17 protein-coding genes are annotated in these 10,287 nt (G+C 46.4%); 13 read left to right on the top strand and 4 right to left on the bottom strand.

Translation table 11 applies throughout. The features are described 5' to 3' along the window. From AACS05_RS07605 to AACS05_RS07590, 4 genes are all read right to left on the bottom strand, one after another. Positions 1–287, bottom strand: a 287-nt coding sequence (locus AACS05_RS07605) for an ash family protein (RefSeq protein ID WP_148305432.1), incomplete at its 3' end; no start/stop codon positions are given. A 148-nt stretch (positions 288–435) separates the two neighbouring features. After that, the gene (locus AACS05_RS07600) at positions 436–1,098 is read right to left on the bottom strand and encodes a Rha family transcriptional regulator (protein WP_045449524.1); all 663 of its coding nucleotides are present in this window, start codon (positions 1,096–1,098) and stop codon (positions 436–438) included. Between the two features lie 283 nt (positions 1,099–1,381). Then, positions 1,382–1,579 carry a hypothetical protein gene (locus AACS05_RS07595; RefSeq protein WP_045441290.1) on the bottom strand — a complete coding sequence of 66 codons (198 nt, stop codon included), beginning with the start codon at positions 1,577–1,579 and terminating at the stop codon, positions 1,382–1,384. A gap of 11 nt (positions 1,580–1,590) precedes the next feature. Further along, positions 1,591–1,839 carry a transcriptional regulator gene (locus tag AACS05_RS07590; protein ID WP_045441289.1) on the bottom strand — a complete coding sequence of 83 codons (249 nt, stop codon included), beginning with the start codon at positions 1,837–1,839 and terminating at the stop codon, positions 1,591–1,593. Positions 1,840–1,958: 119 nt separating this feature from the next. On the opposite strand from AACS05_RS07590, the gene AACS05_RS07585 reads away from it, so the two are divergent. From AACS05_RS07585 to asnS, 13 genes are all read left to right on the top strand, one after another. After that, complete coding sequence (locus tag AACS05_RS07585; RefSeq protein ID WP_045441288.1) at positions 1,959–2,651, top strand: LexA family transcriptional regulator; 693 nt, start codon at positions 1,959–1,961, stop codon at positions 2,649–2,651. A gap of 148 nt (positions 2,652–2,799) precedes the next feature. Next, on the top strand, positions 2,800–3,201 hold the full coding sequence (locus AACS05_RS07580; RefSeq protein ID WP_045441287.1) for a helix-turn-helix domain-containing protein: 402 nt from the start codon (positions 2,800–2,802) through the stop codon (positions 3,199–3,201). Between the two features lie 5 nt (positions 3,202–3,206). Next, a complete protein-coding gene (locus AACS05_RS07575; protein WP_081918190.1) occupies positions 3,207–3,407 on the top strand; it encodes a hypothetical protein in 201 nt (66 codons plus the stop codon). Positions 3,408–3,502: 95 nt separating this feature from the next. Next, complete coding sequence (locus tag AACS05_RS07570; RefSeq protein ID WP_045449523.1) at positions 3,503–3,700, top strand: hypothetical protein; 198 nt, start codon at positions 3,503–3,505, stop codon at positions 3,698–3,700. Continuing rightward, complete coding sequence (locus tag AACS05_RS07565) at positions 3,697–4,278, top strand: hypothetical protein (RefSeq protein ID WP_045441285.1); 582 nt, start codon at positions 3,697–3,699, stop codon at positions 4,276–4,278. The genes AACS05_RS07570 and AACS05_RS07565 overlap by 4 nt, the downstream gene beginning before the upstream one ends. Positions 4,279–4,287: 9 nt before the next feature. Continuing rightward, positions 4,288–4,569 carry a hypothetical protein gene (locus tag AACS05_RS07560; RefSeq protein WP_045441284.1) on the top strand — a complete coding sequence of 94 codons (282 nt, stop codon included), beginning with the start codon at positions 4,288–4,290 and terminating at the stop codon, positions 4,567–4,569. After that, positions 4,566–4,943, top strand: coding sequence for a DUF5406 family protein (locus AACS05_RS07555; protein WP_223306979.1), 378 nt, complete (start codon positions 4,566–4,568; stop codon positions 4,941–4,943). The genes AACS05_RS07560 and AACS05_RS07555 overlap by 4 nt, the downstream gene beginning before the upstream one ends. A gap of 205 nt (positions 4,944–5,148) precedes the next feature. Next, positions 5,149–5,538: a hypothetical protein gene (locus tag AACS05_RS07550; protein ID WP_052369273.1), complete on the top strand. Its 390-nt coding sequence runs from the start codon at positions 5,149–5,151 to the stop codon at positions 5,536–5,538. Continuing rightward, positions 5,531–5,677 carry a hypothetical protein gene (locus AACS05_RS07545; RefSeq protein WP_045441283.1) on the top strand — a complete coding sequence of 49 codons (147 nt, stop codon included), beginning with the start codon at positions 5,531–5,533 and terminating at the stop codon, positions 5,675–5,677. Before AACS05_RS07550 ends, AACS05_RS07545 begins: the two co-directional genes overlap by 8 nt. Positions 5,678–5,684: 7 nt before the next feature. Next, positions 5,685–5,924, top strand: coding sequence for an excisionase family protein (locus AACS05_RS07540; RefSeq protein WP_045441282.1), 240 nt, complete (start codon positions 5,685–5,687; stop codon positions 5,922–5,924). A gap of 53 nt (positions 5,925–5,977) precedes the next feature. After that, entirely contained in the window at positions 5,978–7,270 is a 1,293-nt protein-coding gene (locus AACS05_RS07535; protein ID WP_045441281.1) for a tyrosine-type recombinase/integrase, read from the top strand. A gap of 194 nt (positions 7,271–7,464) precedes the next feature. Further along, positions 7,465–8,667 carry a nicotinate phosphoribosyltransferase gene (pncB, locus tag AACS05_RS07530; RefSeq protein WP_045441280.1) on the top strand — a complete coding sequence of 401 codons (1,203 nt, stop codon included), beginning with the start codon at positions 7,465–7,467 and terminating at the stop codon, positions 8,665–8,667. 166 nt (positions 8,668–8,833) lie between these two features. Next, entirely contained in the window at positions 8,834–10,234 is a 1,401-nt protein-coding gene (gene asnS, locus AACS05_RS07525) for an asparagine--tRNA ligase (protein ID WP_045441279.1), read from the top strand. The last annotated feature ends 53 nt before the right edge of the window (positions 10,235–10,287 follow it).

Here is a 10,287-nt window from a genome sequence, read left to right as displayed (position 1 = left end):
GATAACAGTGAATTACCTTCACCACCGGAAACGCCAATTTCGCTGGTGGTGAACTGAACGGGGTTGGCGTAACCGGCGTTATCGGAAACCGGCGCATCTTTCGATGCCCCCGTCCAGCCCACCATAATTTGGGTGTGCGCAGACGCAGACGATAAAAAAGACGCTGGCGCGTCATATATCGCCGATAACATTTCCAGGACGCCAATCCCGGCACCCGCTTTATAAGGTGCCTGAACAGTGTACCGTCCCGAAATTGCAGAATCAATATTTAGGCTTGAAACGTTCATATGCTTGCTGGTATTTTTGTTAACGTTCTTGGATTCTTGGGCCTGCTTTATGCAGTTGCCTGTATCAACGTTGAGCGAGCCGGGTTACTACCCGGCTTTTTTTTCACCGCTGCCAACCAATAACCTGAAACAACCCCATTTTCGGGTGCTACCAGCGGGTACCTCGTGGTTCTGCTTCCGCCATAACCCGATAAAAAGCAGCCATAAACGGTTCCACCGCAACTATTGCGCGACGTGACAACAATCCGTCCGGCGTCATGAACTCGTGGGTATCGGTAGGAATTTGATAGGCGTTCACCAGATTGCGGCATTTATCATCTGACAAACCAGTTTTCGCTTTCAGTTGGCGATATCCGGCATAGCCCTCACGAATGGTGCCCTTTTTGATTTGCTCGACTGTTTCGGCAACGTGGCTGACTTTTTCTTCCACCTGAGTGAGACGTTTCTGTTGGCGAACAGCTTCAAGAGCCATCGCGGCTACCATTTCGATTTCGCTCATTGGCTTGCGGATCTGTTCTTCCAGTTCACGCCAGCGATCTACCAGGCGGGCAGTGAATTCAGGGCAAAGCTGGGCAACGACGATGATGCTGTCGCGCTTACCTTGTTCGCCTTCGAAAAGATAATGCTTACTTTTTTGAGTTAAGCCTAACCCATTGATATTTTCAGAAATCACCATTGGTGGAAGCTGAATAACACCTCGTTCAGCAAGACGCTCAATTGCTCGTTTAACACTGTCTGGTCGGCTGCCCACCAACTCTGCGATCTCAACGCTGGTCATGGATGCTTTGTCGTTAAAAATTGCAGTGTTCACTGTTACCTCTTTACGAAAAACCATGATTAACCTCTAGCTTTCCCTATCTTTTCCGCACTTCTTGTACGGTGATATTATTTAGGGCCGGATGCTTACCCGTGTCCGGCGCACGGCCACACGTAGCCGCGTGTTGGTCTCCATTTTCAATTCAGCTCTCAATGGAGGATAAGAATGTCAGATACAACCAGCCCATTTGCTAACCCCGATAAGGCAGCTCATGAAGTTGTGCTTGAGTTGATAAAATCAGGCGCGATTAAAAATTCATCAACTGCATCCGATGTTTTCACTTCGATGTTGAATCATTACCGTTCTTTGAACGGTTCTCGGGATGAGAATAAAGAGTTATAAATGCTTCATTAATTCCTCGAGCCAGTTGTAAAACTGGCTCTTTTGCCCATGCTCCTTCTAAGTTCAGAATTTTTTCTTTTAGGGTCATTGCAGCAATGTTCTGCATGCTCTCAGGTAGATATTTAAATTCCATACAATTTTTCCTTAATGCGACTCGTCCGCCGTGTGCACCTGGTCCGGGTGCGGGAAAATCGCTGGCAGATCTGGACGAAATTCATGCGCTTGGATCTTTCCATCGACAGCAGCAACCAATAACGGAACAAATTCGGGTGAAATCTTGTTTTTGCAGTTAAGCCAATCGCAGACTGTTGACTGAGCCTTTCCACATCGCTTGGCTAAGGCTTGCTGACTTCCAAGAATCTCAATAGCTTTCTCTATGGCTTTATGTTTCATAATCGCATCTCCTATTGAACACATAATAACAACAGGAAAAACGATATTCAACGTTAAACCTAGAACATTTATCGGAAAGCCGATAGACTAGCCAAGATAGAGAGGGGAGGAAAATCGCAATGACATTTTCAGAACGACTTGATTTAGCTATGCGCAACGCAAAATTTACGCAAGGCAGGCTGGCCAAAGAAGTAGGTATGGCTCAGTCAAGCGTCAATCAACTGCTTAACAAAGCCAACGGTTCCAGAAAAACCGTTGAAATAGCAAAAGTTTTGGGCGTTAACCCGGAATGGCTCGCATCTGGTGTCGGTCCTATGGAAATCGTTACTTCTTCAGACTCACATCAAATACATAACATTTCAGAAGACTGGATTACTGATTCGTATGTAGTGCATGTTTTGGACATTAGATATAGCTGTGGGCCGGGAAGCTACAACTCAGATTTCCCAGATATAGTCAGATCTATAGCAATAGAGCCTGGCTACGCATCCAGAATCTTTGGGGGTAGGCCTGCATCAATGATTAAAGCAATAAACGCCCAAGGCGATAGCATGAAAGGCACTATCAACCCAGAAGATCTGGTGTTTGTAGATGTATCAGTTCGCTCATTCAATGGCGATGGTATATACGCCTTTACATACTCAGGAACGTCGCATATTAAAAGACTTCAAAGGGTCAAAGACACTTTAACTGTGATCTCGGACAATCCGGCTTACAAGGATTGGACTATCGGCTCAGAAGATTACGATCAACTTCACATTGACGGAAAAGTAGTTGTCAGTTGGCCAATGACGCTACACCGTTTCGCATAAGCGATAATCCTTTAGCATATCTGCCCACTCTCGAAGTGGGCTTTTTTTTAAAAAAAATACGATATACCGATTGACACTTAAAATCGGTAAACCTATTATCATGACATAGCAATCGAACTCACCACAACAATCATAGAGGATGAGAAAAATGTCATCGTATATGGGGTTACCAACAAATCAGCACGATGCTCTTGAAAATATTCATCTCTTAGTAGGAGCTGGTGCACTACTGTATAGCAGCAATAACCCTGAGTTAATTGAACTTGCCAACTCCATCTTGGCTGTAACTCAAAAATATAGCCTCACCGCGTCGCGTTCATGCAAACAAAATTTAGCTATTAATTCACAGAATCGGATTCGTACCCAACGCGAGGCCTGCGACTTAACAACAGCCGAACTCGCTAGGTTGCTCGATCTCGATGAAGAAATCATCATCCAGTGGGAAAGCGATGACTATGAACCAACCATCAGTATGCTTATCCCACTGGCCAATATACTCGGGTGCGATCCGATGTGGCTGTTAACCGGTGAACCAGTCGTAAAGGAATGAGCAAGATGAATAGTAATATCTATGATGACTTCGAAGGGATTTGTCTGGAATCAGATTCATTCGCGATAAATATTCATGGTCTATTGAGTGCAGCGCAAGTATTACAGATGTCAAATAACCATAATGCCAAATTGTTAGGTAACGAAATACTGTCCTTTGCATGCGAGTATGCAAAAGCCGCTGCTGAAAAAGAATTATCGAAATAAACACCTCCAGCAATAGATAAAAATATTAATTACGGTTTAATCGCCATGGATTATTACAACTCCTATCCAACGCAAAGCATATGGGAGATAAAATAATGGAAGAAAAACAGCAAAACATAACTCATGAAAAAGTAAGACTCTTCCTCACCATCGAAAACGGCAAGGTCACTTATTCAAAGCATCTGTTAGACGATGAATTCGTTGGCAGTATGGACACTTTTTTGTGGATAGCGGAAAGAGCAGGCTACACGATTATTCCACCAGCAAATAAACAAGCGGAACAAACTTTATGAAAAATTCAGAATTCAAACCTGAAGTAACAGCACATGGAATAAAGATTGGTGACACTACTATTGATTTTGTTGAAGCTGTGCGACGTCTTGATGCGGGTGAATACGACTATCCATCCTGGCACGGTCTAAGAATCATGCAATGTATTGCAGAAGCTGATGATGCCGGATTAGTGGGAAGATTTCCCGTGGATAAAAAAGTTGCCCAATGGCGCTGGCTGTATGTGGCGACGTTTATCAGTGAAGAGGAACACAAGAACGGCACCATTGATATCCCGAACGATAACGGAACAACAGATCACGCTGTAGTTTATAAGGGAAAATATGGTTGCATGAGTATTTACCCCGCCCCTATTCGCATTGCCCTGCAAAACCATGTCGAATGGGGATTCATTGAAAAATATGGCGAAGCTGAAGGCATGGGGCGAGTTCTTTTTCTATACCAGAACATGCTTGTTGCTGATGCAGAAGACGGCTTCAGGGTTTCCGATATGGGACGCGAAGGGCTTGAACTCCTTCTGGATGAAATGATTAACGACCTGAATACTCATGGTATGCCAGAAAAACCAGTAACACACTAAAGATTAAACATGGCAAATCAAAATAAAACCAATGTATTTCAGGTTGAGTCAAAACATAAAATTCCTGTTGTAAAACACGCTCGCCGTCAGACCCGAATTTATACACCAGAAGAATTTATGGCAATGCCAATGATAAGGAAGTTTATCCGTGATAATCCTGGTCACATGGCTATAGATAAAAATAGTGGAGAAATGATGTTATCACAGCAGTTAGCCGAAATTTACTGTGGTGTGAATAACGGTAAAAAATTAAAGAAAGTTATCCGTCGTGTATCCGGAGGAAGAAAATGAAAACCTCAAACATTTCCAATGACTCACAAACAATAATGAATTATGACCCCAATATGACAATGTGCGGACGTCTGGCGAAACAAACTGTTCGTCTGACTTTCGGTCAATGGGAATACCGCGAAACATTCGAAGTAACAGTCGGCGGAAATCTGACTGGACTGGATGTTATCAATTGTGCTGTTGAAAACCTCTATGAGAGTTTGCCGTATGAAGAAATTTTGAACGTAGATACTGGCGAAATAGACATTGTAGCCACAATTCAAATTGGCAAACTTGAATGTATGGATGAAGACGTTCTTGGAGAAGCTTGGCTGGCAGAAATGCTTATCGCTGCGGAAATTATCAACATTGAGCCTGACGGTAAATTGGCATGAGATGAAGAGTGAGTGAGATGAAAAACCGTAAAGCCAAAATGATAGTTGCTCGTGCAAACAGACGTTATTACCCAAGCCAATGGTTGAAAGTTAGCAACCGCAGAGTGGCGTTGTTCTCATCTTCTGGAATTACCAGAGAGGGTATTCAAGAGAAATTCAGTGCTGCACAAAACCGATTGAGAAATCATCCAGCGAGGACCAACCCATGACAACAATTACAAAAGAGCGTCTTGAGTGGCTTGCTCACTTTTCCTGTCGTGATGATATGGATCATATCGATGGCGAAGAAATTCGTGAGCTGGCACGTCGTGCGCTGGCGTCAATGGAAGCTGAGCCTGTTGGCTACTTCTATAAGACTGAACATGGAAATTGGTACCAGCGTTCAGTTGGAGATAAAGCGCCAAAGTGGATACCGCTTTACACCGCTCCGCCAATACCAGTAGTGCAAAATGGTTGGGTAATGGTACCGAAGATACCCACACCAGAAATTAAAAGCGTAATCCACAAAATAGGTTTTCGTTGCAACTGTAGGTATTGCCAGGAACGACACTGGAACGAATTACTCGAGGCTGCGCAGGAGGTAAAAAGTGCATAAAGCTTTTGAACTATGGATCCGCCAGCGATACGGCAATCGCTACGATCTGACAAGAGATGTGGACGGTTTCTACCACCGTGAAATTGTGAAGCGAATGTTCGAAGTGTGGTGCCACTGCCGTGGGCTGAATGTTGTTTGAGGTAAGCATGAGCAATGTGATCCAACTAACCCCCAATGATTGGGTTTGTGAAAGCGTTCTTATCTTAATTACCGGGCTCAAGCCAGGAACTATCACCCGAGCCAGAAAAGAGTCTTGGCTTCTTGGCCGAGAATACCTACACGTCTCGCCAGACGGCAATCCCAAACCATCGAGCGAATGTATGTACAACAGAAAAGCCGTTGATCAGTGGATCGAGGCACAGAAAAAAAATCAACCAGGTGCTTAGAAAGCATGAAAAGCAGTAAACTCGCCCATGCTCCTGGACGTCAGGAGGGATTAATGGCTAATGCATCATACCCGACAGGCGTTGAAAACCACGGTGGTTCACTTCGCATCTGGTTTTTGTATAAAGGCAAACGAGTCAGGGAAAACCTCGGTGTCCCTGACACAGCCAAAAATCGCAAGATAGCTGGAGAGCTTCGTTCATCGGTCTGTTTTGCAATAAGGATGGGGAATTTTAACTATGCGGAAAAATTCCCAAACTCGCCGAACCTTGCCCGGTTCGGCGAGGATAGAAAGGAAATTACTGTGCTGGAACTTACTAAAAAATGGTCGGAGCTGAAAAGAATGGAGATCAGCTCAAATACCATGAGTAGGTACGAATCCATCATAAAAAACATGCTTCCGCGCATTGGCGAAAACAAGTTGGTTTCTGCTGTGACCACTGAGGATTTGCTGTACGTAAGGAAGGAGTTGCTGACAGGATTTCATGTAATGAAGAAGGACCACCGGACGCAGGTAAAAGGCCGGAAGTCCTCCACCGTGAACAATTACATGATGTTAATGGCCGAAATCTTCCAGTTTGGAGCAGATAACGGTTATGCAAAGGAAAACCCGTTTAGCGGAATTAACCGCCTCAAGAAAGCGAAGGGTGAGCCAGATCCACTCACGACAGATGAGTTCATCAGGTTTATCCAGGCATGCGGCCATCAGCAGATGCGAAATCTCTGGTCGCTTGCAGTCTATACAGGAATGAGGCATGGGGAGTTGTGCGGTTTGGCTTGGGAAGATATCGATCTGCATGCCGGGACCATTACTGTGAAGCGCAACCTTACCCAGACGGATGAGTTCACCCTGCCAAAAACAGACGCAGGCACTGATAGGGTGATTTATCTCATTCAACCAGCTATTGATGCCCTGAGGAATCAGGCCCAGCTTACGCGCCTTGGCCGGCAGTATGAGGTTGAAGTGAAATTGCGGGAATATGGCCAGTCAGTCATACATCCATGCACTTTCGTTTTCAGTCCTCAATGCGTAAAACGTGGGCCACGAAGAGGATATCACTACGCGGTTAATTCGATTAATAAAATTTGGGCTCCGATAATCAAGCGCGCCGGTATTCGTTACCGCAACGCGTACCAGTCACGGCATACCTATGCGTGCTGGTCATTGTCAGCGGGTGCAAACCCAAACTTTATTGCAACTCAGATGGGGCATACAGATGCTCAGATGGTTTACAGAGTGTATGGAAAATGGATGTCCGAGAAGAGTGCCGAACAGGTTTCCCTGCTCAATCAGGCGCTTTCACGTTTTGCCCCATTAGTGCCCCAAAGCATGGTATCAACCAAGTAGAAATTTTATAAATCAGGTAGTTAATAGCATTATTACTACATTTTAATAACACGAGGCACAAAATGCCCTCGACCAGAAAGAGCGCTTATGGTGTGATCGGGGTTCAATAAATCGCTAAACAGGGTATACTCCAGCGGTTTTCTTAGTTGTTTATTGTACTAAACGCTCCCGTGAGAGGATGCTACTGCGCACCTATGACACAATTCGCTTCTCCTGTTCTGCACTCGCTGCTGGATACAGACGCTTATAAGTTGCATATGCAGCAAGCCGTTTTTCACCACTACTATGATGTACAAGTAGCGGCTGAATTTCGTTGCCGTGGCGATGACCTGCTCGGTATTTATGCCGATACTATTCGAGAGCAGGTGAATGCTATGCAGCACCTGCGACTTCAGGAGGACGAGTACCAGTGGCTCTCCGGCCTGCCCTTCTTTAAAGCTGACTACCTTACCTGGTTACGCGATTTCCGCTACAACCCGGAACAAGTCTGCGTCACCAACAATAATGGTAAGTTGAATATCCGCTTAACCGGCCCGTGGCGTGAAGTGATCATGTGGGAAGTCCCTCTGCTCGCGGTCATCAGCGAACTGGTGCACCGTTACCGTTCGCCAGAATCTGGCGTACCGCAGGCACTGGATGAGCTGGAAGGCAAACTAGTCGAATTCTCTGCTTTAACGAAAGATATCGATATGTCCCGCTTCCATCTGATGGATTTCGGCACGCGTCGTCGTTTTTCTCGTGAAGTACAGCAGGCAATTGTTGAACGTCTCCAGCAGGAACCGTGGTTTGTTGGCACCAGTAACTACGATCTTGCCCGTCGTCTGTCATTAACGCCGATGGGAACCCAGGCGCATGAATGGTTCCAGGCGCATCAGCAAATCAGCCCCGAACTGGCTACCAGCCAGCGCGTTGCGCTTGCTGCATGGCTTAATGAATACCCCGACCAACTCGGCATCGCTCTGACCGACTGCATTACCATGGACGCGTTTTTACGCGACTTTGGCGTTGAGTTTGCTACCCGCTATCAGGGCTTACGCCATGACTCAGGCGATCCGGTGGAATGGGGTGAAAAAGCCATCGCGCATTACGAGAAACTGGGGATTGATCCGCTCAGCAAAACGCTGGTGTTCTCAGATAATCTCGACTTGAAGAAAGCGATTGAACTCTATCGTCACTTCTCTTCTCGCGTACAGCTGAGTTTTGGCATCGGGACGCGCTTAACCTGCAACATCCCCCAGGTTAAGCCGCTGAATATTGTAATCAAGCTGGTTGAATGCAACGGTAAGCCGGTGGCAAAGTTATCTGACAGTCCGGGTAAAACAATCTGCCACGATAAAGCATTTGTCCGCGCATTGCGCAAAGCCTTTGACCTTCCACATATCAAAAAAGCCAGTTAATCCCTTCAGGGAGTCGTTTCGACTCCCTTTTAACGTTTATTTCTGAAATCTTTCACTCCAGCTACGAATTCTGCTTGTCTGATTGCAGATGCCAGGTAACATAGGTATCCCCCCCATTACGGGTGGACATGTGTTTATATATCCGACTATTAACAGAGAGAATATTATGAGCGTTGTGCCTGTAGCCGACGTACTCCAGGGCCGCGTAGCCGTTGACAGCGAAGTCACCGTGCGCGGATGGGTACGTACCCGCCGAGATTCAAAAGCTGGCATCTCCTTCCTCGCCGTTTATGACGGTTCCTGCTTTGATCCTGTACAGGCCGTCATCAATAATTCTCTGCCCAATTACAATCTGGACGTATTACGCCTGACGACGGGTTGTTCAGTTATCGTAACGGGTAAAGTCGTTGCGTCACCGGGACAGGGACAGAGCTTTGAAATTCAGGCCACTGAGGTTGAAGTAGCTGGCTGGGTTGAAGATCCTGATACCTATCCAATGGCAGCAAAGCGTCACAGCATTGAGTATCTGCGTGAAGTGGCTCACATGCGTCCTCGTACCAACATGATTGGTGCTGTCGCGCGTGTACGTCATACGCTGGCGCAAGCGCTGCATCGCTTTTTCCATGAGCAGGGTTTCTTTTGGGTCTCCACGCCGCTGATCACTGCCTCCGATACCGAAGGTGCTGGTGAAATGTTCCGCGTGTCTACGCTGGATCTGGAAAACCTGCCGCGTAACGATCAGGGCAAAGTCGATTTCGACAAAGATTTCTTTGGTAAAGAAGCTTTCCTGACTGTTTCCGGTCAGTTGAACGGCGAAACCTACGCCTGCGCCCTGTCCAAAATTTATACATTTGGACCAACTTTCCGTGCAGAAAACTCCAACACCAGCCGCCACCTGGCAGAGTTCTGGATGCTGGAGCCGGAAGTGGCTTTCGCCGATCTGAACGATGTAGCAGGACTGGCTGAAGCCATGCTGAAGTACGCGTTCAAGGCCGTACTGGAAGAACGTGCAGATGATATGAAATTCTTCGCAGAACGTGTCGACAAAGACGCGGTTTCACGTCTGGAGCGTTTCATTGAGGCAGATTTTGCGCAGGTTGATTACACCGATGCGGTGGGCATCCTCGAAAAATGCGGCAAAAAGTTCGAGAACCCGGTTTACTGGGGGGTGGACTTATCTTCCGAGCATGAACGTTACCTCGCCGAAGAGCACTTTAAAGCTCCGGTGGTCGTTAAAAACTACCCGAAAGACATTAAAGCGTTTTACATGCGCCTTAACGAAGACGGTAAAACCGTTGCTGCGATGGACGTACTGGCACCAGGAATCGGTGAAATCATCGGTGGTTCTCAGCGTGAAGAGCGTCTGGACGTGCTTGATGCCCGTATGCTGGAGATGGGACTGAACAAAGAAGATTACTGGTGGTATCGCGATCTGCGTCGTTATGGCACCGTTCCGCATTCCGGTTTCGGTCTGGGCTTTGAGCGTCTAATCGCTTATGTCACTGGCGTACAAAACGTCCGTGATGTTATCCCGTTCCCGCGTACTCCGCGTAACGCCAGCTTCTAATCCAGAATTTTTAAACCTATAAGGCCAGCAATGCTGGCCTTTTTTATATTCAG

Source organism: Citrobacter sp. S-77, from assembly GCF_963864895.1.
In the GTDB taxonomy this organism is placed as follows: domain Bacteria; phylum Pseudomonadota; class Gammaproteobacteria; order Enterobacterales; family Enterobacteriaceae; genus Citrobacter; species Citrobacter murliniae.
The sequence above is the reverse complement of the archived record's forward strand: the minus strand, read 5'-3'. Positions and strand labels throughout refer to the sequence as shown.